This window comes from Dactylosporangium sp. NPDC049525, from assembly GCF_040676755.1.
In the GTDB taxonomy this organism is placed as follows: Bacteria; Actinomycetota; Actinomycetes; order Mycobacteriales; family Micromonosporaceae; genus Dactylosporangium.
The window spans coordinates 171854-196892 of the sequence record NZ_JBFAPO010000005.1 but is presented as its reverse complement, the minus strand read 5'-3'; the positions used below and the strand labels follow the sequence as shown (position 1 = coordinate 196892).

General features: G+C 71.0%; 22 protein-coding genes. 6 read left to right on the top strand and 16 right to left on the bottom strand.

The genetic code is table 11. The annotated features are described in order from the left end of the window. Positions 1-182: 182 nt before the first annotated feature. A complete protein-coding gene (gene mtrB / locus AB0K00_RS11260) occupies positions 183-1796 on the bottom strand; it encodes an MtrAB system histidine kinase MtrB (protein ID WP_363518992.1) in 1614 nt (537 codons plus the stop codon). Positions 1797-1879: 83 nt separating this feature from the next. Continuing rightward, positions 1880-2569, bottom strand: a complete 690-nt coding sequence (gene mtrA, locus AB0K00_RS11255; RefSeq protein WP_033364613.1) for an MtrAB system response regulator MtrA — start codon at positions 2567-2569, stop codon at positions 1880-1882. A gap of 119 nt (positions 2570-2688) precedes the next feature. Here mtrA and AB0K00_RS11250 point away from each other — a divergent pair, with 119 nt between their 5' ends. Genes AB0K00_RS11250 through AB0K00_RS11230 form a run of 5 tightly spaced genes read left to right on the top strand, consistent with a single transcriptional unit; the run spans position 2689 to position 7849 of the window. Then, entirely contained in the window at positions 2689-3540 is an 852-nt protein-coding gene (locus tag AB0K00_RS11250; RefSeq protein WP_363518657.1) for a hypothetical protein, read from the top strand. Further along, on the top strand, positions 3537-4091 hold the full coding sequence (locus tag AB0K00_RS11245) for a DUF4129 domain-containing protein (protein ID WP_363518654.1): 555 nt from the start codon (positions 3537-3539) through the stop codon (positions 4089-4091). The genes AB0K00_RS11250 and AB0K00_RS11245 overlap by 4 nt, the downstream gene beginning before the upstream one ends. Further along, positions 4088-5461: a DUF4350 domain-containing protein gene (locus AB0K00_RS11240; RefSeq protein ID WP_363518652.1), complete on the top strand. Its 1374-nt coding sequence runs from the start codon at positions 4088-4090 to the stop codon at positions 5459-5461. Before AB0K00_RS11245 ends, AB0K00_RS11240 begins: the two co-directional genes overlap by 4 nt. Before the next feature lie 29 nt (positions 5462-5490). Beyond that, a complete protein-coding gene (locus AB0K00_RS11235) occupies positions 5491-6462 on the top strand; it encodes a MoxR family ATPase (protein WP_363518991.1) in 972 nt (323 codons plus the stop codon). A 40-nt stretch (positions 6463-6502) separates the two neighbouring features. Further along, entirely contained in the window at positions 6503-7849 is a 1347-nt protein-coding gene (locus AB0K00_RS11230; protein WP_363518649.1) for a DUF58 domain-containing protein, read from the top strand. A 75-nt stretch (positions 7850-7924) separates the two neighbouring features. Here the strand turns inward: AB0K00_RS11230 and AB0K00_RS11225 are convergent, their stop codons facing one another. Continuing rightward, a complete protein-coding gene (locus AB0K00_RS11225) occupies positions 7925-8920 on the bottom strand; it encodes a stage II sporulation protein M (protein WP_363518647.1) in 996 nt (331 codons plus the stop codon). Positions 8921-8980: 60 nt separating this feature from the next. Between AB0K00_RS11225 and AB0K00_RS11220 the strand changes: the two genes are divergently transcribed. After that, entirely contained in the window at positions 8981-9919 is a 939-nt protein-coding gene (locus AB0K00_RS11220; RefSeq protein WP_363518644.1) for an RDD family protein, read from the top strand. 99 nt (positions 9920-10018) lie between these two features. On the opposite strand, the gene AB0K00_RS11215 is transcribed toward AB0K00_RS11220, so the two are convergent. From AB0K00_RS11215 to AB0K00_RS11155, 13 genes are all read right to left on the bottom strand, one after another. Further along, a complete protein-coding gene (locus tag AB0K00_RS11215) occupies positions 10019-11062 on the bottom strand; it encodes an oligopeptide/dipeptide ABC transporter ATP-binding protein (protein ID WP_363518641.1) in 1044 nt (347 codons plus the stop codon). Next, positions 11059-12198 carry an ABC transporter ATP-binding protein gene (locus AB0K00_RS11210; protein ID WP_363518638.1) on the bottom strand — a complete coding sequence of 380 codons (1140 nt, stop codon included), beginning with the start codon at positions 12196-12198 and terminating at the stop codon, positions 11059-11061. Before AB0K00_RS11210 ends, AB0K00_RS11215 begins: the two co-directional genes overlap by 4 nt. Next, a complete protein-coding gene (locus tag AB0K00_RS11205; protein ID WP_363518635.1) occupies positions 12195-13106 on the bottom strand; it encodes an ABC transporter permease in 912 nt (303 codons plus the stop codon). Before AB0K00_RS11205 ends, AB0K00_RS11210 begins: the two co-directional genes overlap by 4 nt. Further along, positions 13099-14085 carry an ABC transporter permease gene (locus tag AB0K00_RS11200; protein ID WP_363518633.1) on the bottom strand — a complete coding sequence of 329 codons (987 nt, stop codon included), beginning with the start codon at positions 14083-14085 and terminating at the stop codon, positions 13099-13101. Before AB0K00_RS11200 ends, AB0K00_RS11205 begins: the two co-directional genes overlap by 8 nt. A gap of 78 nt (positions 14086-14163) precedes the next feature. Next, positions 14164-15921, bottom strand: coding sequence for an ABC transporter family substrate-binding protein (locus AB0K00_RS11195; protein WP_363518631.1), 1758 nt, complete (start codon positions 15919-15921; stop codon positions 14164-14166). A gap of 285 nt (positions 15922-16206) precedes the next feature. After that, a complete protein-coding gene (efeB, locus tag AB0K00_RS11190; protein ID WP_363518629.1) occupies positions 16207-17466 on the bottom strand; it encodes an iron uptake transporter deferrochelatase/peroxidase subunit in 1260 nt (419 codons plus the stop codon). A 64-nt stretch (positions 17467-17530) separates the two neighbouring features. Continuing rightward, positions 17531-18670 (bottom strand): iron uptake system protein EfeO, encoded by a 1140-nt coding sequence (efeO, locus tag AB0K00_RS11185; protein WP_363518627.1) that lies wholly within the window; start codon positions 18668-18670, stop codon positions 17531-17533. Between the two features lie 31 nt (positions 18671-18701). Further along, positions 18702-19544, bottom strand: a complete 843-nt coding sequence (gene efeU / locus AB0K00_RS11180) for an iron uptake transporter permease EfeU (protein WP_363518624.1) — start codon at positions 19542-19544, stop codon at positions 18702-18704. A 149-nt stretch (positions 19545-19693) separates the two neighbouring features. Beyond that, complete coding sequence (ahcY, locus tag AB0K00_RS11175; RefSeq protein WP_363518622.1) at positions 19694-21184, bottom strand: adenosylhomocysteinase; 1491 nt, start codon at positions 21182-21184, stop codon at positions 19694-19696. A 327-nt stretch (positions 21185-21511) separates the two neighbouring features. After that, positions 21512-22651 (bottom strand): mannose-6-phosphate isomerase, class I, encoded by a 1140-nt coding sequence (gene manA, locus AB0K00_RS11170; RefSeq protein ID WP_363518620.1) that lies wholly within the window; start codon positions 22649-22651, stop codon positions 21512-21514. 1 nt (position 22652) lies between these two features. After that, positions 22653-23615: a cation diffusion facilitator family transporter gene (locus tag AB0K00_RS11165; RefSeq protein WP_363518617.1), complete on the bottom strand. Its 963-nt coding sequence runs from the start codon at positions 23613-23615 to the stop codon at positions 22653-22655. Then, entirely contained in the window at positions 23612-24820 is a 1209-nt protein-coding gene (locus AB0K00_RS11160; RefSeq protein ID WP_363518614.1) for an SIS domain-containing protein, read from the bottom strand. The genes AB0K00_RS11165 and AB0K00_RS11160 overlap by 4 nt, the downstream gene beginning before the upstream one ends. Continuing rightward, a complete protein-coding gene (locus AB0K00_RS11155) occupies positions 24817-25032 on the bottom strand; it encodes a Trm112 family protein (protein WP_363518612.1) in 216 nt (71 codons plus the stop codon). Before AB0K00_RS11155 ends, AB0K00_RS11160 begins: the two co-directional genes overlap by 4 nt. Between the last annotated feature and the right edge of the window lie 7 nt (positions 25033-25039).

The window sequence follows — 25039 nt, the reverse complement described above, 5'->3', positions numbered from 1 at the left end:
CCGGTCACGCCGCCACCTCCGCCGCGCTCCGGCGCCGGCCCGACCTGAAGGCTGTGCTCATGGTGACCAGCTCCTCGCTCCGCTGCGGGCCGGTCACGCCGCCACCTCCGCCGCGCTCCGGCGCCGGCCCGACCTGAAGGCTGTGCTCATGGTGACCAGCTCCTCGCTCCGCTGCGGGCCGGTCACGGTGTCTCCCCGATCAGTGCGGCCTCGTCGGCGCGGGCATCGTCGGGCACCAGGCGCAGCGGCGAGGACACCAGGCGGTCGCCGGAGCGCACCGGCAGGGTCAGGCGGAACTGGGCGCCCTTGCCGGGTGCACCCCACGCCTCCAGCCAGCCGCCGTGCAGCCGGGCGTCCTCCAGGCTGATCGACAGGCCCAGGCCGGTGCCGCCGGTCTGCCGGGCACGGGACGGGTCGGCCCGCCAGAAACGGTTGAACACGAGCTTCTCCTCGCCGGTCTTCAGCCCGACCCCGTGGTCGCGCACCGTCACCGCCACGGCGGCCTCGTCGATGGCGAGGGTCATCACCACTGGCTTGCCCTCGCCGTGCTCGATCGCGTTGCCGAGCAGGTTGCGCAGCACCCGCTCGACGCGCCGCGGGTCCACCTCGGCGATCGCCCCGTCCGGCGGGGTCTCGACGCTCAACGGCACGCCGCAGCGTTCGGAGAGCGACTCGAGCCGCTCGGCCACCCGGCGCACGACCGGAGCGAGGTCGGTCGGCTCGGCGTCCAGGGCCGCGAACCCGGCGTCGAAGCGGCTGATCTCCAGCAGGTCGGTGAGCAGGTCCTCGAACCGGTCCAGCTCGGCCTGCAGCAGCTCGGCGCTGCGCGCGGCGGCCGGGTCGAAGTCCTCACGGGAGGCGAACAGCAGGTCCGCGGCCATCCGCACGGTCGTCAGCGGGGTGCGCAGCTCGTGCGACACGTCGGAGGTGAAGCGGCGTTGCAGGCGCGACATCTCCTCCAGCCGGACGATCTGCCGCTGGAGGTTGGCCGCCATCTGGTTGAACGCCGCGGCCAGCCGGGCCAGGTCGTCCTCGCCCTTGACCTGCATGCGCTGATCCAGCAGGCCGGCGGAGAGGCGCTGCGCGGTGCGGGCCGCGACCCGCACCGGCTTGACCACCAGCCGGGTCATGGTCGCCGCGATCAGCGCGAGCAGCGCCACCAGCGCGACGCCGGTCGCGGTCACCACCAGGGCGACGAACTCGACCAGGTCGTTCTCGGCCTTCAAGGGCAGCAGGTAATACAGCTCCAGCGGCTCGCCGCCGGTGAGGATCGGGCTGCCCAGGACCAGGAAGCGGGTCGGCCCCTGGCCGACGTCGAGGGTCTCGATCTGCTGGTAGATGCCGGTGCGGCTGCCGACGATCGACTCGCGGAGCTTGCGCATCGACGGCTGCTGCATCACCGCCGCCGCGCCGGTGTCCGGTGAGGCCGCCGCGAGCGACGAGTTGTGCCGCAGCAGGATCACTTCGGAGTCGGGCACGTCCATCGAGCTGGACAGGTCCGTCGCCACGACCCGCATCTTGCCGGGCAGCCCGGGGTCGTCGGCCTGGGTGTAGCCCTCCAACTGGCGCGCGGCCTCCCCGGCGCCGCGCTGGATCCGCTCCCTGGACGTGTTGACCTGGGTGGTCAGCACGCCCTGGCTGATCAGCGACGCGACCGTGTAACCGAACGCGGACACCAGGATCGCCGAGAGCAGCAGCGTGATGCCCACGACGCGGAACTGTAGCGACCGGCGCCACTGCCGGCGGGCGGAGGCGTAGAAACGCCGCAGCCGCCGGCCGGCGGTGTGCGGGATCAGCCGCTGCGGCCGGAAGCGGCTGATGCGGCGGACCTGCACGATGATGGGGTCGATGCGTATCACGGGCGGGACCTGTCTGGGACTCAGCCCGTGCCGGCCTTGTAGCCGACGCCACGGACGGTGAGGATGATCTCCGGCTTCTCCGGATCGGGCTCTATCTTGGCGCGCAGCCGCTGGACGTGCACGTTGACGAGGCGGGTGTCGGCGGCGTGCCGGTAACCCCAGACCTGCTCGAGCAGCACCTCACGAGTGAACACCTGGCGCGGCTTGCGGGCCAGCGCCACCAGCAGGTCGAACTCGAGCGGGGTCAGCTTGACCTCCTCGCCGTCGCGCATGACGGTGTGCGCCGGCACGTCGATGGTGATCTGGTTGCCGGGCGGGCCGATGGTCAGCAGCTCGGGTGCGACGTCCTCACCGCGGCGCAACCGGGCCCGCATGCGCGCGACCAGCTCCTTGGGCTTGAACGGCTTCATCACGTAGTCGTCGGCGCCGGACTCGAGGCCGAGCACCACGTCGACCGTGTCGCTCTTGGCGGTGAGCATCACGATCGGCACGCCGGACTCGGCGCGGATGGACCGGCACACGTCGATGCCGCTCATGCCCGGCAGCATCAGGTCGAGCAGGACGATGTCGGGCCGGCTGTCCCGGAACGCGCCAAGTGCACGCTCGCCGTCCGCGACGAAGGAGGGGAGGAAGCCTTCGCTGCGCAGGACGATGCCGAGCATCTCGGCAAGGGCGGGGTCGTCGTCGACCACCAGGACTCGGGCTCTCATGCGGTCCAATATTTCACCTCGGCGCCCGAAGTTGGGAACCCGATGCCCGATCTTGGTCAATTTCCGGCTTTCCGGTAGGGCGGGCCACCCCATTCGCACCTGCCGACTACGGTGTCCGCGTGGAGCAGTCCGCCCCCGTCATTCCCCTGCGTCCGCTCACGTTCGGTGAGCTGCTGGACGCGGCGGTGCAACTGCTGCGCACCAATGCCCGATTGCTCCTGATCGTCGCGTTCGTGCTGGCTCTGTGCGAGCAGGCGGTCCTGTACCCTCTGCGCTCCGCCACCGGTGTCGACGGCACAACGGACCTGTTCACCACCGACGACACTGGGACGTGGTGGCTGGTCTTCTGCTGCGGGCTGACCGCCGAGGGCGTCGTCCTGGCGCTGCTCGGCGGGCTGACCGGCGCGGCCGCCGGCCCGGCGCTGCTCGGAACGCCCGTGCCGGCCCGTGACCTGCTGCGCCAGTGGGGTCGCCGGGCGCCGGCACTGCTCGTTTTGGCGGTGTTCGTCGGGCTGATTCTGCTGCTGAGTGCCTTCATGGCGCTGCCCTGGTTCTACTTCTTCGGCGCGATCGGCCTGGCCGCGCCCGCCCTCGTGGTCGACCGGGTCGGCCCCGGCGCGGCCCTCGCGCGCTCGTTCAACCTCGCCCCGGTCGGGCTGCGCGGGGTGGCGATCCGGCTGGGCAGCTACGGCGGCTGGGCGGCGATCCGGGTGGCCATCGGCTGGGGCACCGGCGCGCTGCTGGGGACCGTGCTGCCGCGCGACGCGCTGGTCAGCCAGGTCACCACCGTGGCCGTGTGGATCCTGGCCAACACGGTGGTCTACGCGGCACTCGCCAGCCTCGACGCGGTGCTCTACCTGGAGACCCGGATGCGGGTCGAGGGCCTGGACGTCGCCGTCGGCCGGTCCCGCCGCCTCGGCCGCCCCGTCGACCTGGCCCAGGCCGCCGTGCTCGGCGCGGTGAAGCGGTGACCCGCGACTGGGCCGAGTTCCTGGAGGTGCTGTCCTCCGCTATCGGGCTGCCACTGCTGGTGTTCTGCCTGCTGCTGGCGTCGATCCTCGGCGGCGTGCTGCACTACTTCTACCCGCGCTGGATCCCGACCCGCTTCCCCCGGCTGCGCCGCCGCGCGAAAGACGCGAAGGAGCAGAAGGACAAGCCGGAGCCGGCCGAGCTCACCGACGAGGACCTCGCGGCGCTCACCGGCGAGGAACTGCCCGACCTGCCGGCGCAGGTCTTCCTGACCCTCGCCGACCGGCTCGCCGCGGAGGGCCGCTACGCCGAGGCGGTCCGCGAGCGGCTCCGCGCGATCGTGCGGGGCCTGGTCGAGCGGCGCGCCGTCGAGGTCCTGCCCGGCATGACCGTCACCGAGGTCGCGCACGCCGCCGCGGCAGTGGCCCCGAAGGTCGAGCCGCCGTTGCGCGGCGCGACCGGGATCTTCTCCGACATCTGGTACGGGCAGCTTCCCGCCACTGCCGAGCACGACACCCTGATGCGGCAGTACGCGGCGGAGGTCGACGCATGAAGCCGGTAACCGCTCCCCGCTCACGGCGCTGGCTGAGGCTGGCGGTCCCGCCCGTTGTTGTCCTGCTGGTCCTGCTGACGGGGCTCGTGCTGTACCAATGGGAACAGCCAGACGAGGACGACCCCGCCTACCTGTCGCCGGTGAGCACCTCGGCCATCGGCGCGGGCACCCTCGCCGACCGCGTCCGGGCCGCCGGGGTCACGATCTCCCGGGTCCGCAGCACCGCGGACGCCTTCCGCCCCGAGTATCGCGGCGACGTCACGATCCTGCTCACCACCCCGCAGTTCGTGCATCCCGAATACCTGCAGCGGATGGCGCTGCTGCCCGCCTCGACCCACGTCGTGGTCGTCGAGCCGAGCCGGCAGACCGTGCTGCGCGGCCAGCTGCCCATCGCCGGCACCGACCGGGCCCTCGCCAGCGCGGTGAGCGCGCCGGGCTGCGACTACCCCGCCGCGGCCGGAGCCGGGCCGGCAGGGGTGCGCCGGACCAGGTACGGCCCGATCGACCAGCGCGTCGAGGAGCAGCTCGCCCGCTGCTACGACGACTCGCTCGTCGTGTTCAGCCGGGGCTGGACCACGATGGCGGTCGTCGGCTCGGCGGATCCGTTCCGCAACGACCGCATCGGCGAGCACGGCAACGCGCAGCTCGCCGTGGGCCTGCTGACCACCAGGCCGCGGCTCGTCTGGGTCGACCTGCACCATCGCGAGGCACCGCCGAAGCCCGAGGAGAACCCGTTCCCGGGCGGTCCGACGGTACGGTCGTCGACCCGCTCGGCCACACCGACCGGGACGCCCACCCGCGAGACGGCCCGCCCCACCGCACCCGCCACCGGCAGCGGCCGCGGGCAGGGCTCGCCGCAGCCGCAGGGCAGCCAGAGCGCCGAGGCGGCCGGCGACCCGCCCAACCCGCTGTGGCACGCGTTCCCGACGTGGACCTACGTGGTCGCCGCGCTGCTGCTCGTCGTCTTCCTGCTGTACGCGCTGGCCCGGGCGCGCCGGATGGGTGGGCCGGTGGTTGAGCCGCTGCCCGTGGTGGTCCGCGCCGGCGAGACGGTCACCGGCCGCGGCCGGCTCTACCGGCGGGCCAGGGCCCGCGAGGAGTCCCTGGCGACGCTGCGGTCCGCCGCGCTGAGCCGGATGGCGCGGCTGCTGCGGCTGGAGCCCGGCGCCGACCGGGAGACGATCGTGGCCGTGGTCGCCGCGTCGAGCGGCTGGCCCCCGTACACGGTCAGGGACACGCTCTTCGGCGCCCCGCCCGAGGACGACGACTCGCTGGTCGTCGCGGCCGTCCAGCTGGAGGCCTTGTCGCAGGCGCTGGCCGAGGCCGTCACCACCGAACAACCCGACGTAGCAGAAGGAGCCCGACGGTGACCGACACCGCTATCCCGCTGGCCCAGCCGGTGCCCGAGCCGGTCGGGGACCCGCAGCAGGCCCGCGCCGCCCTCGGCCGGTTGCGCGCCGAGGTCGGCAAGGTCGTCGTCGGCCAGGACGCCGTGGTGTCCGGCATGGTGATCGCTCTCCTCGCGCGCGGGCACGTGCTGCTGGAGGGCGTGCCGGGTGTGGCGAAGACGCTGCTGGTGCGCACCATCGCCGCGGCGCTGGACCTGGACACGAAGCGGGTCCAGTTCACCCCGGACCTGATGCCGGGCGACGTCACCGGTTCGCTGATCTTCGACGCCCGCACGGCCGAGTTCGAGTTCCGTGAGGGGCCGGTGTTCACCAACCTGCTGCTCGCCGACGAGATCAACCGGACCCCGCCGAAGACCCAGGCGTCGCTGCTGGAGGTCATGGAGGAGCGCCAGGTCTCCGTCGAGGGCCGGCCCCGCATGCTGCCGGACCCGTTCCTGGTCGCCGCGACGCAGAACCCGATCGAGTACGAGGGCACCTACCCGCTGCCCGAGGCGCAGCTGGACCGGTTCCTGCTGAAGCTGACCGTGCCGCTGCCGACCCGCGACGAGGAACTCGGCGTGCTCCGCGCCCACCACCAGGGCTTCGACCCGCGACGGCTGCGCGACGCCGGGGTGCGCCCGGTCGCGACCGCGGCCGACCTCGCCGCCGGCCGGGCCGCAGTGCAGCGGGTCGCGGTCGCCGACGGCGTCCTCGCGTACGTCGTCGACCTCTGCCGCGCGACCCGGGTGTCGCCGTCGCTGGAGCTCGGCGCCTCGCCGCGTGGCGCGACGGCGCTGCTCGCCGCGGCGAAGGCCTGGGCGTGGCTGACCGGCCGCGACTACGTCACGCCGGACGACGTGAAGGCCCTCGCCCGGCCGACGCTGCGGCACCGGGTGCGGCTGCGGGCCGAGGCGGAGCTGGAGGGCGTCACCGCCGACGCGGTGCTCGACTCCGTCCTGGCCACCGTCCCGACCCCCCGATGACCCGCCGGCCGGCGGGCACCGGGGACACCGGAGCGCCCACGTGATCACCTGGCGGCCGGCGGCGGCCGTCGCCGCGGGCACGGTCCTGCTCGCGCTGGTCGGCATCGCCGCCGGCGACGGGATCGCCGGCGTCTGGCTGTGGCTCGGCGCGGCGTTCCTGCTCGTCGCCGTCGCGGTCGGGTGCGTCGTGGACGTCCTCGCCGCGGCGCCGCCGAAGGCGCTGACCCTGACCCGCACCGGCCACCAGTCGCTGTGGCTCGGCGACACCGGCAGCGTCGAGCTGGTCGTCCGCAACGGCGCCGACCGCACGTTCGCCGGGCGGGTCCGCGACGCGTGGGTGCCCTCCGCCGGTGCGTTCCCGGCCGAGCAGGAGGTACTGATCGAGCCCGGCAAGGCGGTCCGGCTGACGACCACGCTGACCCCGACCCGTCGCGGCGACCGGCCGGCCATCCGCGTCACGCTGCGCTCTTACGGGCCGTTCCGCCTCGCGTACCGGCAGACGACCCGCCGCACCGCGGACGCCATGACACCACCGTGGCGGCTGCGGGTCTACCCGGCGTTCGCGTCCCGGCGGATCCTGCCGGAGAAGGTCGCCCGGCTGCGCGTCCTGGACGGTTCGGTGGTGACCCGCGGCCGTGGGCAGGGCACCGAGTTCGACACCCTGCGCGAGTACGTGATCGGCGACGACGTGCGCTCCATCGACTGGCGCGGCAGCGCCCGCCGCTCCGACGTGGTGGTGCGCACCTGGCGCCCGGAACGCGACCGGCGGCTCGTCTGCGTCCTGGACACGGGCCGGACGTCGGCGACGCGGATCGGCGACGAGCCGCGGCTCGACGCGGCCATGGACGCCGCGCTGCTGCTCGCCTCCGTCGCCGCCCGGGCGGACGACCGGGTCGACCTGCTCGCCGTCGACACCACCGTCCGCGTGTCCGTGACCAACGTCGACAAGAGCACCCTGCTGTGGCGGCTCGTGACCGCGATGGCCCCGCTGCAGCCGGCGCTGGTCGAGACGGACTTCGGCCTGGTCGCCGGCGAGGTCCTGCGCCGCGAGCGCAAACGCGCCCTCGTGGTGCTGTTCACCGCGCTGGAGCCCGGCGCGCTCGGCGACGGGCTCCTGCCGGTCCTGCCGCAGCTGGCCGCCAAACACAAGATCATCGTCGCCGCGGTGCACGACCCGGCCCTGAGCCGCATGGCCCAGGTCCAACCGGGCGCGGGCCCGGACGAGGTCTACGCGGCGGCCGCCGCGCAGCGCACCCTCGCCGAGCGGGAGCGGGTCAGCGCCGCGCTGCGCCGCCACGGCGTCGAGGTGGTCGATGCCCCGGCCGACGTCTTCGCGTCCAGGGTCACCGATCACTACCTCGCCCTGAAGGCCACCGGCCGGCTGTGACCGCGGCCGGCTGAGACTCTGGCCGGCCGTGACACCGACCGGCCGTGACACCGACCGGCCGTGTCGCGCCGCGCCTCAGGCCGTCGGCACCGGCGCTTCGGTCAGCTCCTCCGGCAGGTCCGTCGACACGCCCGCCAGGTCGGCCGCCCGGCCGAGGATCACCACGTACGCGAGGAACGCGAGCCACACCACGGCGCCGATCACGTCCTTGATCAGCATCGGCAGCGCCGACGGCGTGAGGAAGCCCTCCAGGACGCCGCTGACCAGCAGCACCACCACGAGGCCGAGCGCGACCAGCATGCCCTCCCGGGCCGCCTCCACGAGCGCCCGGCCGCGGGTGCGCAGCGGGCCGGGTGCGATCCACGCCCAGCCGATGCGCAGCCCGACGCCGGCGCCGACGAAGACCGCGGTCAGCTCCAGAAGGCCGTGCGGCATGATCATGCCGAAGAAGACGTCGCCGCGCCCGTAGGCGATCATCACGCCGCCGGTCAGCCCGACGTTGAACGCGTTGTAGAACAGCACGACCAGCACCGGCAGGATGAGCACGCCGCCGGCCAGGCACTCCGCGGTCAGCATCGCGTTGTTGGTCCAGACGCGCAGGGTCTGGTTCTGCGACGCGTACTGGCTGTAGTAGCCGACGAAATCGCTCTGGATCATCCTGGTGATCGTCGCGTCGTCCATGAACATGTCGGCGACCTCGGGGTGCGCCGCCACATACCCCATGATGCCGAACGCGACGAGACTGAACGACGTCGACACCGCCGACCACCACGGCCAGGCCCGGTAGACGGCGAGCGGGAACCCGGCCGTGAAGAAGTGCCCGACCCGGCCCCACGAGAACGTGGGCGCGCCCGTGATCGCGTTCCGGGCGGCGAGGACCAGCCGGGACAGGCGGGCGACCAGCGCCGGGTCGGGCGAGCGGCTGCGCACGACGGACAGGTGCGTGGCGGCCCGCTGATACAACGCGACCAGCTCGTCGGCCTCGGCGGCCGTCACCCGCCGGCGCCGGGCCAGCTGATCCAGCCGTCGCCACTCGGCGGCGTGCTCCGCGACGTATGCGTCCAGGTCCACGACGGCAGCGTAGACGGCGCCGGCACCCGCCGGGTGCACCCTTGTAGGACACTGTTGCCCATGAGCATCGCCACGGCCCCGGACAGCCCAGGAGACCGCCTGGTCAGTGGCGAGGCCGTCGAGCTCGACGTGCGCGTCGCCCGGCTCGGCTCACGGGCGCTCGCCCTCATCATCGACGCGTTCGGGCAGGCCGTGCTGTTCATCGTGCTGGTCGTGCTGGCGACGGTGTTCCGCCTCGTGGCGGACTCCGCCGGGCTCTTCGACGACGGGCTCAGCCAGGCGGTCTTCACCGTCATCCTGGTGATCACCGTGCTGGGCTATCCGGCCTTCTTCGAGACCGTCCTGCGCGGCCGCACCCCCGGCAAGGCCGCGATGGGCCTGCGCGTGGTCCGCGACGACGGCGGCCCCGTGCGCTTCCGGCACGCGTTCACCCGCGCCCTGGTCGGCATGGCCCTGGAGTGGCCCGGCCTGCTGCTGCCCGTGGTGACCTGGGTCGCGAGCCTCGGCACGATGCTGGTCGGCCGCAGCGGCAAGCGCCTCGGCGACTGGGCCGCCGGCACCATCGTCATCCACGAGCGGACCCCCGCGAGCTGGGGCTGGGTGCCGGCGATGCCGCCGCCGCTGCGGGTCTGGGCGACCCGGCTGGACCTGACCGGCCTCGACGACAGCCTGGCGCTCGCCGTGCGGCACTTCCTGGCCCGCAACCGCGAGATCACCGAGCCGTCCCGCACCGCGCTGGGCCGCGCACTGGCCCGCGAGGTGGCGATGTGCACGACCCCGCCCCCGCCGCCGGACGCGCCGGGCTGGGCGTATCTGGCCGCCGTCATCGCCGAGCGGAACCGCCGGGCGACCGTCCAGCTGGTCAAGGCGCGGGCGGCGTCCGCGAGCGTGTGGCCGGGCCTGGCCGCGGCGGCCGGCCCGCAGCTCGTCGGCCCGTTCGAGCAGCGTCCCGCACGCTCCGGACCCGGCAACCCGCTGCGCCCCGCGGTGCCGTACTAACCGCCGACCCGACCCGACCTGGCGCTGCGCGAGCCGCGGCATGCGGGTACGCCGCGGCCCCGGCCTGTTCGCGCAGGACCGGGGCCGGGTCAGGCACGTCTAGACGAGCTTGACGGCCTCGGCGTAGTGGCAGGCGCTGCGGTGGCCCTGGCCGCGGTCGGTCAGGGCCGGCAACTCGTTCGTGCACAGCTCCCGCTCGTCCGCGCTGAGCTGGTTCGCGAACTTCGGGCACCGGGTCCGGAAACGGCACCCGCTCGGCGGGTCGACCGGGCTCGGCACGTCGCCGGTGAGCAGGATCCGTTGCCGGACCCGCTCCTTGCGCGGATCCGGCAGCGGGATCGCCGAGATCAACGCCTGCGTGTACGGGTGCGACGCCTTCGTGAACAGTTCCTCGACGGTTGCCGTCTCGACGATGCGGCCCAGGTACATGACCGCGACCCGGTGGGCGATGTGCCGCACCACGGACAGGTCGTGCGAGACGAACAGGTAGGACAGGCCGAGCTCGTGCTGCAGGTCTTCCAGGAGGTTGATGACGCCGGCCTGGATGGAGACGTCGAGCGCCGACACCGGCTCGTCGAGGACGAGGACCTTCGGCCGCAGCGCGAGTGCCCGGGCGATGCCGATGCGCTGGCGCTGGCCGCCGGAGAACTCGTGCGGGTAGCGGTTGCCGTGCTCGGCGTTGAGGCCGACCGTCGACATCAGCTCGCGGACCTTCCCGGCACCCTCACCGCCGGAGAACAGGCCGTGGATCCGCAAGGGCTCGGCGATGATCTCGAAGACGGTCATGCGTGGGTCGAGCGACGCGAACGGGTCCTGGAACACGATCTGCAGGTCGCGGCGCAGCGGCCGCATCTGCGACCGGGACAGCCGGGCCAGGTCCTTGCCCGCGTAGTGGATCTCGCCGCTGGTCGGTGGGATCAGGTTGAGCAGCAGCCGGGCCGTGGTCGACTTGCCGCACCCGGACTCGCCGACGAGCCCGAGGGTCTCGGTGGCGCCGATGTCGAAGGAGACGTCACAGACGGCGTGCACCTCGCCGATCCGCCGGCGCAGGACGCCCCGGGACCGGACAGGGAAGTGCTTGACCAGGTTGCGGGCGGAGATGACCGTCCCGGTCGCGGTGGGTTTCGAGACGTCGATCGTCATGAGGCGTCCTCGGGCGTGTCGGCGACGAGGTCCGTGTCGGTGACCAGGTCCGTGTCGGCCACCGCGACCTCCTCGGTGTCCACGTCGATGGAGGTCACCGCGAAGACGTCGGTGGCCTGGGTGTCGACGAGCTGGTTGCTGAAATGGCAGGCCGCGGTGTGCTGGCCGCCGGCCTCGACCGCGACCAGGTCGGGCTCGACCTCGTCGCAGATGTCCTGGGCGAGCGGGCAGCGGGGGCGGAACGGGCAGCCGGGCGGCAGGTTCAACAGCGACGGCGGCGTGCCGACGATCGGGGTGAGCCGGGCGTCGCGGCCCTCGTCGACGCGCGGCAGGCTGCCGAGCAGACCGAGGGCGTAGGGCATCCGCGGCCGGTAGAAGATGTCGTCGACGGTGCCCGACTCGACCAGTTTGCCGGCGTACATGACGCAGACCCGGTCGGCGTGACCGGCGATGACGCCGAGGTCGTGGGTGATGAGCACCAGCGCGGCGCCGATCTCGGTGCGGGCCGCCTCGAGGGCCTCCAGGACCTGCGCCTGGACGGTGACGTCGAGCGCGGTGGTCGGCTCGTCGGCGATCATGACCTCGGGGTTGTTCGCCATCGCGATGGCGATCACGACCCGCTGGCGCATGCCGCCGGACATCTCGTGCGGGTAGTTGTTGACCCGCTGCTCCGGGAACGGGATGCCGACGACCTTGAGCAGGTCGACGGCCCGCTCCCAGGCGGCGCGCTTGCTGACGTCGTGATGGACCAGGACGGCCTCGGCGATCTGCTTGCCGATGCTGTACACCGGATTCAGCGAGGTCAACGGGTCCTGGAAGATCATCGCCAGGTTCTTGCCGCGGATCTTGCTCATCTCGCGGTCGTTCTTGCCCAGCAGCTCCTCGCCGCGGAAGCGGGCCGAGCCGGTGATCTTCGCGGAGCCGGGCAGCAGGCCCATCAGCGCGAGCGACGTGACCGACTTGCCCGAGCCCGACTCGCCGACGATGCCGAGCGTCTCACCGCGCCGCAGGCTGTAGGACACCCCGCGGACCGCCTTGACGAGGCCGTCCTCGGTGGGGAATGAGACGCTGAGGTTGTCGACCTCCAGGACGGTGTCGGTCGCGGTGGGGCGGGTGTTCAGTTCGATGGAGGTCATCGGCGCACCAGTGTCTGTCGGGGGTCGAACGCGTCGCGCAGGCCGTCACCGATGAAGTTGACCGTCAGCGCGATGAGGATGATGAACAGGCCCGGGAAGTAGAACAGCCAAGGCTGGTCCTGCACGGAGAGCTTGGCGTCGTTGATGAGCAGGCCCAGGGAGGTGTCGGGGCGCTGCACGCCGAAGCCGATGAAGGACAGCGCGGTCTCGGCGAGGATCGTCGTCGCGATCGTCACGGTCGCCGCGACGATGATCGTGCCGAGCGCGTTGGGCAGCAGGTGCCGCACGATGATGCGCAGGTCGCTCGCGCCCATCGCCTTCGCCGCCTCGACGAACTCCTGCTCCCGCAGGGACAGCACGACGCCGCGGACCACCCGGGAGATGCCGGCCCAGGCCAGGAACGACAGCACGAGGGCGAGGCCCCACCAGCTGGCGCCGCCCTGGAGGTTGACCGACAGGGTCACCGCGATCGCGATGCTCGGCAGGGTGAGCACCACGTCGGCGATGCGCATGAGCAGGCCGTCGGCCCAGCCGCGGTAGAAGCCGGCGACGGCGCCCCACAGCGCGCCGAACGTGGTCGCGATCAGCGCGACGAGCAGCGAGATCTTCAGCGACTGCTGGGTGCCGCGCATGCTCTGGCCGAGCAGGTCGTGGCCGGCCTGGTCGGTGCCGAGCGGATACTCCGACGACGGCGGGGAGAAGCTGGGGCCGTCGATGTACGCGTAGTCGTACTTCCACAGCAGTGGGCCGACGAACGCGAACAGGATGATGAGCAGGAACAGCACGAGGCTGCCGACGGCGAGCCGGTGCCGCAGGAAGCGACGGAGCACGAGCTCCATCTGGGTGCGCTGGCGCGTGGTGAGGACGGGGGTGGCCTGCGGTGCCTTGGTGACCAGTGAGCTACTCATAACGGATCCTCGGGTCCAGCACAGCGTAGAGGAGGTCGGCGACGATGTTGAAGACGATCACTACGATGCCGGAGACGAGCAGCCAGGCCAGCAATGAGTTGACGTCCCGCCGGGTCACGGATTCCAGCAGGTAGACCCCCATGCCGGACCAGTTGAAGACGGTCTCGGTGATCACCGCGCCGCCGAAGATCCCGCCGATGTCGACGGCCGTGATGGTGGCCAGGGGGATCAGCGCGGTGCGCAGGGCGTGGCGGATCATGACCTGCCGGCTGCGCAGACCCTTGGACCGGGCCAGCCGCACGTAGTCGCTGTTGAGGACCTCCAGCATCGCGCTGCGCTGGTACCGGCTCCAGGCCGCGTAGGTGATCAGCGTCAGCGAGATGGTGGGCAGCACCATGTGCCCCGCGATATCTGTGATCTTGCCCCAGGTATCGAAGGTGTCGTGGTTGTAGTCCTGGTCGCCGAGTGTGTAGAAGACCTGGGATCCGGTGCTCTGGTTGTATGCGACCCCCGCCTCCTTGAGCAGCAGCGCGAGCCAGAACGACGGGATCGACAGGGCGAGGAAACCGATGAAGGTGAACCCGTAGTCGACCTTGCTGTACTGCTTGACGGCGCTCAGCACGCCGGAGATCACGGCCAGGATGACGGCCAGCAGCATGGCCACGAAGACCAGCCGCAGCGTGACCCACAGCCGGTCGCCGATCTGGTCGCCGATGTTGAGCGTCTTCTCGGTGGACTGCCCGAAGTCGCCGTGCAGGACGAGGTTGCCCAGCCAGGTGACGTACCGCTGGGCGAGGGGCTGGTCGAGCCCGAGCCGGTGGGCCTCGAGCTGTCTGGTCTCGAGCGGGACCGGTGGGTTCCGCGCTTCCATGTCGTCGATGGGGTTGCCCGACAGTGAGGCAATGACGAACACGAATATCGAGGCAGCGATGAGCACCGGAATTCCGATCAGGAGCCGGCGCACCGCATAGGCGATCATGAGTTTCCTCCGCTGTTCGCAGGTGCGGGAAGACCCCGGACGCCGGGTGGCGTCCGGGGTCCCCGTTGATCCGGTGCGTCAGGCCGCTTTCTGGCCCCACTCCTGGATGTTGTACGTCGGGCTCCACTGCGTCGCGTTGTCCCGGATGTTGACGTAGTCCGAGTACGTGAACGTCAGCGTGGGCTTCTGCGCGATCGGCAGGACGTAGGCGTCCTTCGCCAGGATCTCGTCGCCCTGGTTGATCAGGTCGGCGGCCTTCTTCGGGTCGAGCGAGCGGGCACCCTCGTTGGTCAGCTTGTCAACCTCGGAGTTGGTGTAGCTGCCGTAGTTGCCGCCCTGGCCGGTGACCCAGTTCTGCTCGGCCGAACCCTGGTAGAGCGGGCTGCCGACCCACGCGAAGATGATCATGTCGTAGTCGGCGGTCGAGAGCGTCTTGCCCAGCGTCTCGGTGACCTCGATCTTGATGTCCAGGCCGATGTTCTTCAGCGCGGCCTGGACCAGCTCGGCGGTGGTGGCCCGCAGCTGGTTGCCCTTGGTGTGACGGAAGCGCAGCGACGGCACGGTCTCGCCGGCCTTGTTGATGAGCTTGCCGCCCTCGATCTTGTAACCGGCGTCGGTCAGGATCTTCTTGGCCTTCTCGATGTCACCGGAGCCCTGGCCCGTCGGGGAAACGACGTCCTTGTAGTTCGGGTCGCCCGGGAAGAAGTTGTGGCTGCCGAGCGGCTTCGCGGCCTTGTCGAACACACCGTAGGTCTTGTCGATGACCGACTTGACGTTGATCGCGGTGAAGATCGCCTGCCGCAGCGCGGTGTCAGCCAGGTACTTGTTCTTCAGGTTCAGGTCCAGGTGCTCCCACTGGTACCCGTGCCCGATGCGGTAGATCACGCCGGGGGTCTCGGCCGCACCGTTCACCAGCGCCGCGTTGGGCTGCGGCGACATGCCGGTGATCTCCTTGTTCTTCAGGGCCGGGATGACGCTGCCCTGGTCGATGATGAACTTGAAGACGACCTTGTCCAGCGACGGCTTGACCTTGCCGTACCACTTGTCGTTCTTCTTCAGCACCAGCGACTGGTCCTTGTTGTACGTGTCGATCAGCAGCGGGCCACCGGACCAGGTCGGCACGGTCTCGCTGAACCAGTTCGCGGCGCTGTTGACGCCCTCCGGCTTGTTCAGGTCGAAGCCCTGCTTGGTCGCGAGGTGCGCCGGGTAGAGACCGTCGGTGGAGTACAGGCCCTTCCAGTCGGCGTAGGTCTTGCCGTCCTCGAAGGTCACCGTCACCGTCTTGCCGTTGTCGGAGCCGACGATGCTCTTGATCAGGTCGTAGCCGGAGGTGCTGGCCGGCGTGCACTCCGAGCAGTGCTCCTTCTTACCGGAGTTCTGCTTCCAGCCCAGAATGAAGTCGTCCGCGCTGATGGCCGTGCCGTCGTTCCACACCGCGTCGGGCTTGATCTTGTAGACCACGGTCTGCGGGTTCTGGTTCGTCAGCTCACCCGAGACCATGAGGTCGCTGTTGAGCTGGATCTGGCCGCTCGGGTCCGACTTGAAGACCTGGGGGATGACACCCGACAGAGCCTGCGCCGCGACGAGCGTGTTGCCCTCTTCGGTGTTGATGTTCCAGCTGGTGAAGCTCTGCTCGAGGCCGAAGATGTATTCACCGCCCGGCTTGGTGTTGCCGCTGTTGCAGGTGTTCGGGCTCTTCTCGCAGTCGGCGAAGCCGGCGTTGGACGTCGGCGTCTCCTTGTTGCTGTCACTCCCGCCACCGCAGGCGGTCAACGTGAGCAGCGAAGCCGCCGCGACCGCGATGAGGCCGGTAAGCCCCTTCGATCTCGTGCGCATGTCTCCTCCAGTCAGGAACGACAGCCCTGGCCACGATGGAGTCCGCGGTCGCGGGCACGACCGTGGGCCAACCGGGCTGCGTTGTGGTGCCTAAAGGAAACGACGCGAGGGGCTACCTGCATAGAGGATGTAGAGATTCGTAACTGTCCCGTTATGCGGACTGTTGCCTGACCATTTGCGCAACGAAATGGACGTTCCGAAGTCTCCAAGTTACAGATGGTGAAATTAGATCTTGCTGACTTGCGCCCGAAATACCCGAGAAACACGCCTTCAAATGTGTCGAATCTACGCGAAGAGTGCCCGACCCCAGTAGTCGTCGGCGGCACGGATGCCCGGAGGGCAGGCGAACAAACCACTTGACACATGGCGGATGTACTCATTGAGCGAGTCCTGCCGCGCGAGCCTGGTCTGCACCGCCACGAACTGCCGCCGCGGATCACGCTGGTAGGCGATGAAGAACAGCCCCGCGTCGAGGCGGCCGAGCCCGTCGGAGCCGTCGACGAAGTTGTAGCCCCGGCGCAGCAGCCGGGCCCCGTCGTTGGCGTCCGGATGCGAGAGTCGCACATGCGCGTCCACGGCGATGACAGGCTCGCCGTCGGCGCCCGTCGCGGCGAAGTTCGGCGGGTCGAACTCGCCCGTGCCGCCGTGCGGCGCGCCCTCACCCTTGTTCCGGCCGATGATCGCCTCCTGCTCGCCGAGCGAGGTGCGGTCCCAGGTCTCGACGAGCATCCGGATCTTGCGGGTGACGACGTAGGAGCCACCCGTCATCCACTCCGCGCCGTCACCCGGCTGCACCCACAGCTGCTCCTTGAGCAGCTGGGTGTCCTCGGCCTTCAGGTTCGCGGTGCCGTCCTTGAACCCGAACAGGTTCCGGGCGGTCACCTGGCCGCGGGAGGTCGACGAGGTGCGGCCGAAGCCCAGCTGCGTCCAGCGGACACTGACCACCCCGAAGCCGATGCGGGCGAGGTTGCGCACCGCGTGCACGGCCACCTGCGGGTCGTGCGCGCACGCCTGGATGCAGATGTCACCGCCGGAGATCTCCGGCTTGAGCGTGTCCTTGGCGAAGCGCGGCAGGTCCGCCAGGGCGGCCGGGCGCCGGTCCGCGATGCCGAAGCGGTCCTTGCCCTCGGCGGTGCGAAACAGCGTCGGCCCGAACCCGATCGTGAGCGTCAGCCCGGACGGCGGCAGGCCGATCGCCTCACCCGTGTCGTCGGGTGCGGCCTCCTGGGCGCCGTTGACCGCGCCGATGCTGCCGGCGTCGCGGCCGGCCGTCATCCGCGCCGCCGCCATGGTCCACTTCTCCAGCAGCTCGACGAGCTCCGCCTTCTTGTCGGTGATGACGTCGAAGGCGACGAAGTGCAGGCGGTCCTGGGCGGGGGTGACGATGCCCGCCTGGTGCTCGCCGTAGAACGGGATCGCCGCGCCGGCATCGGCGGCCTGTGCCGGGTGCGTGGCACCGTCGATCAGCGTCGACCCGGCCACGCCCGCGGCGGCGGCACCGACCGCGCCCGCGCCCGCGAGCCCGAGCATCTTGCGACGATCCATCTCTCGTCCTCTCCGTTCCTGGTGCCCCGGCCCTTCCAGCGAAGGGCCGGGGCCCCCGGGGGCATTACTTGGACGCGACCAGCGGGGCGACCTTGCTGATCGGCTCGGCGAGCGCGTTGATCGAGTCGGCGAGGGCCTTGAGGTCGGCCTCGGACAGCTCGTTGTGGAACTTCCAGCCGTCGCCGTTGCGGTGCTTGTCGAGCTCGGCCTGCGCCGCGGCGAACTTGTCCTCGAGCGTCTTGGCCAGGGCGGCGTCCTTCTCCTCGATCACCGGGCGGAGCGCGGCGATCGCGGCGCGGGAGCCTTCGAGGTTGGCCGCGAAGTCCCACAGGTCGGTGTGCGAGAAGGTGTCCTCCTCACCGGTGATCTTGCCGGTGGCGACCTCGTCGAGCAGTTCCTTGGCGCCGTTGGCCAGGTTCAGCGGCGACAGTTCGACGCTGTTGGACTTGTCGACGATCGTCTTGACGTCGGCGAGCAGCTTGTCGGCGGTCGGGCCGGACTTGCTGACGTCCTTGGTGACCCAGAGGTCCTTCTCGATCTTGTGGAAGCCGGTCCACTCCTGGCCCGCCTCAAGGTCCGCCTCGCGGGCATCGATGGCCGGGTCGAGGTCGCCGAAGCTCTCCGCGACCGGCTCGATGCGCTCCCAGTAGGTGCGGGCGATCGGGAAGAGCGCCTTGGCCTTCTCGATGTCGCCGGCCTTGACCGCGTCGACGAACTCGGTGGTCTTGGTGATCAGCGCGCCGGTCTGGCTCTTCACGTAGCGCTGGTAGTCCTGCGTCGCCTGGGCGAGCTTCGCGTCGTCGGTGAGCGGCTTGGCCTCGCCGGTGGCCTTGAACCCGCCACGGATGCCCTTGCCGATCATGCCGGGCTTGCAGGCCGTCTCGTAGGTGCCGGCGGGCAGCTCGACGATGAGCTCGCGGCTCAGCCCCGGCGCCACGTTCTCGACCTCGCCCATGATCCGGTCGCCGCTCGCGTAGACGTAGAACTCGGTGACCTTGGCGCCTTTGTTACTGATCGCGAACGTGATCGGGCCGGAGGTGACCTCGGTCTTCTCGACCTTGCACTCGGTGTCGGTCGCGGTGACGGCGATCTTGCCGTTGCCGGCCGCGGGCTTGGCGTCGTCCTTGCTGTCGCCGCCGCAGCCGGCGAGGGTCAGCGCGGCGGCAGCGCCGGCGCTCACCGCGATCAAGGCTGATTTACGCATGGTTCTCCTACGGAAGGGGGGAGGTGCAGGCTTATGCGGAGGTGCTGACCGGCTCCGACGCCGGCGTCGGGGTCTTCTTCAGCAGCGGCAGCAGGAACAGGACCAGGACCGGGATGCCGTAGCCGAGCCAGGCGATCGTCTCCAGCACCGTCGGCTGCGGCGTGATGTTGAACATGCCGCGGAGCAGTTCGGCGTACCACGCGTCCGGCGGCAGGGCGCCGGTCACGTCGTAGGCGTGGGTGTTGATGCCTGGGAGGACACCGCTCTCCTGCAGGTCGTGCACCCCGTACTTGAAGATCCCGGCGGCGACGAGCACGAGCAGCGCGCCGGTCCAGGTGAAGAAGCGGGTCAGGTTGATGCGGACCGCGCTGGCGTAGAGCAGCCAGCCGAGCACGACCGCGGTGAGCAGCCCGAGGCTGATGCCGATGAGCGGCTCGGCGGAGTCCTTGGTGCCCTGCGCCGCGGCGTAGAACAGGATCGAGGTCTCCAGCCCTTCGCGGACCACCGCGAGGAATGCCATGCCGGCGATCGCCCACGCGCCGACCTGGATCGCCTCTTCGAGCCGGCCGCGCAGTTCGGCGGCCATCCGGCGGGCCATCCGGCGCATCCAGAAGATCATCCAGGTGACGAAGACGACGGCGGCGAACGAGGCGCACGCCTCGAACAGCTCCTGCTGCTCGAAGGTCAGCGTCGCGGCGCCCGCCTCCAGCAGCGCGGCGAACCCGACGGACAGCAGCACGGCGGCGGCGACGCCAGCCCAGACGTGCTTCAGCAGGTGCTTGCGGTCGCTCTTGACCAGGAACGCGACCAGGATCGAGACCACCAGCGTGATCTCGAGCCCCTCGCGGAGGCCGATCAGATAGATGGCGGTCATCGATAGCTCCGCAGGTTAGCCGAACCTTACTTAGGTCAGCGTTACCTTACCGGCCGGTCCCAGTGTTCTACAAGTTGTAGAAGGGGCACGACCATGTCACAGCGAAAGGGCCCGGCCGCCGAAGCGACCGGGCCCCTGTGACGCGGCGATCAGTAGCGGTAGTGGTCCGACTTGAAGGGACCCTCCACCGGGATGCCGAGGTATTCGGCCTGCTTCTTGGTCAGCTCGGTGAGCCGGACGCCGAGGGCGTCCAGGTGCAGCCGGGCCACCTTCTCGTCGAGGTGCTTCGGCAGGGTGTAGACGCCGATCGGGTACTGCTCGAGCTTGGTGAACAGCTCGATCTGCGCGATGACCTGGTTGGTGAAGCTGTTGGACATCACGAAGCTCGGGTGACCGGTCGCGTTGCCCAGGTTGAGCAGGCGGCCCTCCGACAGCACGATGATCGAGTGGCCGTCGTCGAACTTCCACTCGTCGACCTGCGGCTTGATGTTGATCCGCTTGACGTCGGAGCGCTTGGCCAGGCCGGCCATGTCGATCTCGTTGTCGAAGTGGCCGATGTTGCCGACGATCGCCTGGTGCTTCATCTGCGCCATGTGCTCGGCGGTGAGGACGTCCAGGCAGCCGGTCGCGGTGATGAAGATGTCGGCGGTGGCCACGACGTCCTCGACGGTGGCGACCTGGTAGCCGTCCATCGCGGCCTGCAGCGCGCAGATCGGGTCGACCTCGGTCACGATGACCCGGGCGCCCTGGCCGCGCAGCGACTCCGCGCAGCCCTTGCCCACGTCGCCGTAGCCGAACACGACGGCAACCTTGCCGCCGATCAGCACGTCAGTGGCCCGGTTGATGCCGTCGATGAGCGAGTGGCGGCAGCCGTACTTGTTGTCGAACTTCGACTTGGTGACCGAGTCGTTGACGTTGATCGCCGGGAAGAGCAGCTTGCCCTGCTGGTGCATCTCGTAGAGACGGTGCACCCCGGTGGTGGTCTCCTCGGTGACGCCCTTGATGCCGGCCGCGACCTTGCTCCAGCGGCCCTTGTCCTCCGCGAGAGAGGTGTGCAGCAGGCCGAGGATGACCGCGTACTCCTCGGAGTCGGCGGTGTCCACCGCGGGGACCGCACCCAGGCCCTCGAACTCGGCGCCCTTGTGCACGAGCAGCGTGGCGTCGCCGCCGTCGTCGAGGATCATGTTGGGCGCCTCGCCGTCCGGCCACAGCAGGACCTGCTCGGTGCACCACCAGTACTCCTCCAGGGTCTCGCCCTTCCAGGCGTAGACCGGGATGCCGGACGGGTTCTCCGGCGTGCCCTCGGGGCCGACCGCGATGGCGGCGGCCGCGTGGTCCTGGGTCGAGAAGATGTTGCAGCTGGCCCAGCGCACCTGCGCGCCGAGCGCGGCCAGGGTCTCGATCAGCACCGCGGTCTGGATCGTCATGTGCAGGGAGCCGGTGATCCGCGCGCCCCGCAGGGGCTGCGACGCGGCGAACTCACGGCGGATCGCCATCAGACCGGGCATCTCGTGCTCGGCGAGCTGGATCTCTTTGCGCCCGAAGGCCGCCAGGGAAAGATCGGCCACCTTGAAGTCGCCTTCGGCGACGGTCTTCGGGCGGTTTGCCTGGTCGGTCCGCGGCGGCAGCGTGCTGGTCATGCAGTCTCCTGGTCTGTGGGCCGGATCTGGATCTGGGCCCGTGGCGGCCGCGCTGATCGACCAGACGCGACCCAGGGCCCAAAGCGGCGCGACCTCTCACGGTACGCGGCAGCACTCAAGGAACGCTCACCGCCCTTTGGACAGCGCACGGGGCGGTGAGATTGCTCTCACCGCCCCGCACTTCCCCCCGGTTTGGTTCCCCCGCATGGGGCTCGGACTCAATGCCAAACCCTGCGTAGCCAGAACATTACCCTGTGCAGTCACAATGTCAAGACGAATCCGGACAAGTCCGCGTTTTCCGGGTTGCGGTTTTCGTCGTTGGCGCGGTCAGGGCGTCGCGGCCTGGAAGACGTCGCCCTCGCCGCTCACGGCGAGCTCACGGCGCGTCGCGGGGGCGAACGCCGCCTGGCCCGCGGCGAGCGTCACAGGCACCACGCCGTCGTCGATCCGCACCGCGCCGCGCACGCACAGCACGATCCGCGGCCCGCCACCGGGCAGCCGGACCGCCGCGGCGCCGCCGCCCGGACCGACGAGCGCCCGGTGCAGGGTGAAGTCCTCGACCGGCACCGGCCACGTGACGAGGCCGGGCGCGACGTCCACCGGCCGGGTGACCGGGTCGTCGAGCACCTCGAAGCGCAGCACCCGCAGCAGCTCCTCGACGTCCACGTGCTTCGGGGTGAGCCCGCCCCGCAGCACGTTGTCCGACGCCGCCATGATCTCCACGCCGACGCCGCGCAGGTAGGCGTGCAGGTTGCCGGCCGGCATCCAGACCGCCTCGCCCTGGCGCAGCCGGACCCGGTTGAGCAGCATCGCGACGATGACGCCGGCGTCGCCCGGATACCGCTCGGCGAGCTCCACGGCCAGGGAATACGCCCCGCCGCGGGCGGCGCAGGCCGCCACGACCTCCTCGACGAGCCGCGCGTCCGGCTTGCCGAGCAGGCCGCGCACCGCGTCGTGCAGCGCGGCGGCCTTGTCGTCCTGGCGCAGCGCGCCGACCGTCTCCTCCAGGCCGGCGACGCCGAGCGCGGCGAGGTCGGCGGCGGTGACGGCCGGGTCACGGAAGCCGCACAGCGCGTCGAAGTCGGTGAGCGCCACCAGCATCTCCGGCTTGTGCCACCCGTCCACATAGGACGGGTGGCCGGCGGCGTGCGCCGCCCGGGCCTGGGCCAGGGTCGGATGCGCCTGCAGCGACAGCGGCTGGGCGGCCGCGAGGACCTTCAGCAGGAACGGCAGCCGAGGCCCGAACCGCTCGACCCCCGACGCCCCGAGCAGCCCCTCGGGGTCGGCGGCGATCGCGTCGACCAGCGACGTGCCGCTCACCGCCAGCCGGGACGGGGCCGCCGGGTGCGCGCCCATCCACAGCTCCGCCTCCGGCTCGGCCGTCGGCGCCGGGCGCCCCTGCAGGCGGGCGATCGCGGTCAGCGACCCCCACGCGTACTTGCGGATCGGGCTCTCGAGCAGCTCCACGCTAGTGCGCCTCCGCGGTGTCCGGCAGGTCCGTCTTCGCGGGCTTCCCTGCCTGGTAGATGTCCGGCTCCAGGTAGATGATCGTGGCGATAGGCACCGCCGCCCGGATCCGGGACTCGGCGGCGTCGATGCCACGGGCCACCTCGGCCGCGGTCTCGTCGTGCCGGACCGCGATCTTCGCCGCGACCAGCAGCTCGTCGGGGCCGAGGTGCACGGTGCGCATGTGGATCAGCGACTCGACCTCGGGCCCGGCGACGATCGCGGCCTTGATCTGCGCGATCTGCTCCGGGGACGCGGCCTCGCCGACGAGCAGGCCCTTCATCTCCACCGCGAGGATCGCGGCGACCACGATGAGCAGCACGCCGATCGCGGCGGTGCCGATGCCGTCCCAGATGCCGTCGCCGGTGATCAGGGTCAGGCTGACGCCGAACAGCGCGAAGACCAGGCCGACCAGGGCGGCGAGGTCCTCCAGCAGGATGACCGGCAGCTCCGGCTCCTTCGCCCGCTGGATGAACTGCCACCAGCTGACGCCGTCGCCCTTGACCTTCTTGGTCTCCAGGATCGCGGTGCGGAAGGACAGGCTCTCCATGACGATCGCCGCGACGAGCACGGTGACCGGGACCCACTGCCACTTGTCGATCGGCGCGGGGTGACCGATCTTGTGCCAGGCCTCGTACAGCGCGAAGATCCCGCCGACGAAGAACAGCACGACCGCGACGACGAACGCGTAGACATAGCGCTCGCGGCCGTAGCCGAACGGGTGCTCGGCGTCAGCGCGCCGCTTGGACTGGCGGCCGCCGAACAGCAGCAGGCCCTGGTTGCCGGAGTCGGCGACGGAGTGGATCGCCTCGGCCAGCATCGACGACGACCCGGTGAGCAGGAACGCCACGAACTTGGTGACAGCGATGCCGAGGTTCGCGAACAAAGCCGCGACAACGGCCTTCGTACCACCCTCTGTGCTCATGGACTGACCAGCTCCTTCATCTCGGACACGGCGGGCACGGCCATGGGGTCGAAGCCGTGCGCGAGTCCAAGATAGATCGAAGCGAAGTCGGGCACCGCGACGAGAGACGCAAGTCGCTCCAGCGCCGAGCCGCCCTCGGCGGTGATGAGGCTCACCCGCACGCCGCGGCGCTCGGCGAGCTGCTGGACCGCCTCGGCCCGCTTCTCCTCCACCGCAGAAGGCTCGCCGTCGGCCTCTTCCTCGTCCTCGGCGAGGCCGCCGTCGCGGAGCAGGACCAGCCGCAGCCGGGTCACCGAGTCGTCACTGTCGGCAGGGTCGGCGAAGATGTCCCGGCCGGCCTCGGCCAGCCCGCCGTAGACGCCGTCGAGCAGACCGACCCGGCCGCGGCCCGCCTCACCGAGCGCGCCGGCGACTGCCGGGTAGCGGGCGTTGGCGGCCAGGACGTCGCCGAAGCGGCGGGCCGCGACGTTCGCCAGGGGTGAGGAGCCCCACACGATCGGCACGGACAGCGCCAGGTCCAGGGCGAGGCTCTTGCCCGGGTTGACGAACGACTCGAGGGTCATGCGGCACCGATCGGCGTCGGCGTCGAGCCGGGCGGCGGTCTCCGCGAAGTCCGCCTCGTTGACCTTGACCAGGCCGAGCTGCCGGCCGGCCAGGAGCACCGGCACGGCCAGGCCCCACAGGCTGGCGCGGGCCGGGGCGCGGCGCGGCACCGGGATGAACGGCGCCCGGAAGCGGTCGGCGAGCGCGTGCAGCTGCGTGTCCGGGGCGCCGATCGCGACGAGCCGGGCACCGCGACGGCCCGCGGCCTCGGCGGCCGCGAGGGCCTCCGGGGAGCGGCCGGACGCGGAGACGGCGATGACGACGTCGGCGGCGCCGACCCAGCCCGGGATGCCGGCGCTGCGGTGCGCGAGCACCGGCACCGGGCAGCGGGGGCCCGCCACCGTCTCCAGGATGTCGCCGGTGCGGGCGGCGGTGCCGACCCCGGCGACGACGACGGCGCGGGGGCGGCCCTCGTCGGCCAGGGCGCTCAGGTCGGTCTCGGCCGCCAGGGCGGCCGACTCGCGGACCTGGGCGCCGGCCGACGCGGTGGCCCGCAGCATGCCGCCCGGGTCGTTGCGCTCCAGGGCCGCGGCGTCGTCGAGCAGCGACAGGTCGATCTCCCGGTGCCCGCGGACGCCGGCGGTGCCCTCCAGGGGGTTCATGCGGCACCGCCCTCGGGCAGTTTGGCCTCGGGGAGCTCAGCCTCGGGGAGCTTGGCCTCGTCGAGCAGCAGCACGGGGATGCCGTCCCGGATCTCGAAGATCCGCCCGCAGGAAGTGCAGGTCAGCGTCTGCGCTGCGGCGTCGAGGGTCAGCTCGGCGTGGTGCTCGTCCGGACAACGCAGGATGGAAAGCAGGGCGGGGTCGACGGACACGTCTGTT

What these genes read in the sequence shown, in the direction of transcription:
- mtrA (WP_033364613.1), bottom strand. Translation starts at nt 2,569, where the DNA reads ATGAGAGCCCGAGTCCTGGTGGTCGACGACGACCCCGCCCTTGCCGAG.
- ahcY (WP_363518622.1), bottom strand. Translation starts at nt 21,184, where the DNA reads ATGACCAGCACGCTGCCGCCGCGGACCGACCAGGCAAACCGCCCGAAG.
- AB0K00_RS11160 (WP_363518614.1), bottom strand. Translation starts at nt 24,820, where the DNA reads ATGAACCCCCTGGAGGGCACCGCCGGCGTCCGCGGGCACCGGGAGATC.
- AB0K00_RS11210 (WP_363518638.1), bottom strand. Translation starts at nt 12,198, where the DNA reads ATGACCTCCATCGAACTGAACACCCGCCCCACCGCGACCGACACCGTC.
- AB0K00_RS11240 (WP_363518652.1), top strand. Translation starts at nt 4,088, where the DNA reads ATGAAGCCGGTAACCGCTCCCCGCTCACGGCGCTGGCTGAGGCTGGCG.
- AB0K00_RS11200 (WP_363518633.1), bottom strand. Translation starts at nt 14,085, where the DNA reads ATGATCGCCTATGCGGTGCGCCGGCTCCTGATCGGAATTCCGGTGCTC.
- efeU (WP_363518624.1), bottom strand. Translation starts at nt 19,544, where the DNA reads ATGACCGCCATCTATCTGATCGGCCTCCGCGAGGGGCTCGAGATCACG.
- efeB (WP_363518629.1), bottom strand. Translation starts at nt 17,466, where the DNA reads ATGGATCGTCGCAAGATGCTCGGGCTCGCGGGCGCGGGCGCGGTCGGT.
- efeO (WP_363518627.1), bottom strand. Translation starts at nt 18,670, where the DNA reads ATGCGTAAATCAGCCTTGATCGCGGTGAGCGCCGGCGCTGCCGCCGCG.
- AB0K00_RS11195 (WP_363518631.1), bottom strand. Translation starts at nt 15,921, where the DNA reads ATGCGCACGAGATCGAAGGGGCTTACCGGCCTCATCGCGGTCGCGGCG.
- AB0K00_RS11205 (WP_363518635.1), bottom strand. Translation starts at nt 13,106, where the DNA reads ATGAGTAGCTCACTGGTCACCAAGGCACCGCAGGCCACCCCCGTCCTC.
- AB0K00_RS11215 (WP_363518641.1), bottom strand. Translation starts at nt 11,062, where the DNA reads ATGACGATCGACGTCTCGAAACCCACCGCGACCGGGACGGTCATCTCC.
- AB0K00_RS11220 (WP_363518644.1), top strand. Translation starts at nt 8,981, where the DNA reads ATGAGCATCGCCACGGCCCCGGACAGCCCAGGAGACCGCCTGGTCAGT.
- AB0K00_RS11165 (WP_363518617.1), bottom strand. Translation starts at nt 23,615, where the DNA reads ATGAGCACAGAGGGTGGTACGAAGGCCGTTGTCGCGGCTTTGTTCGCG.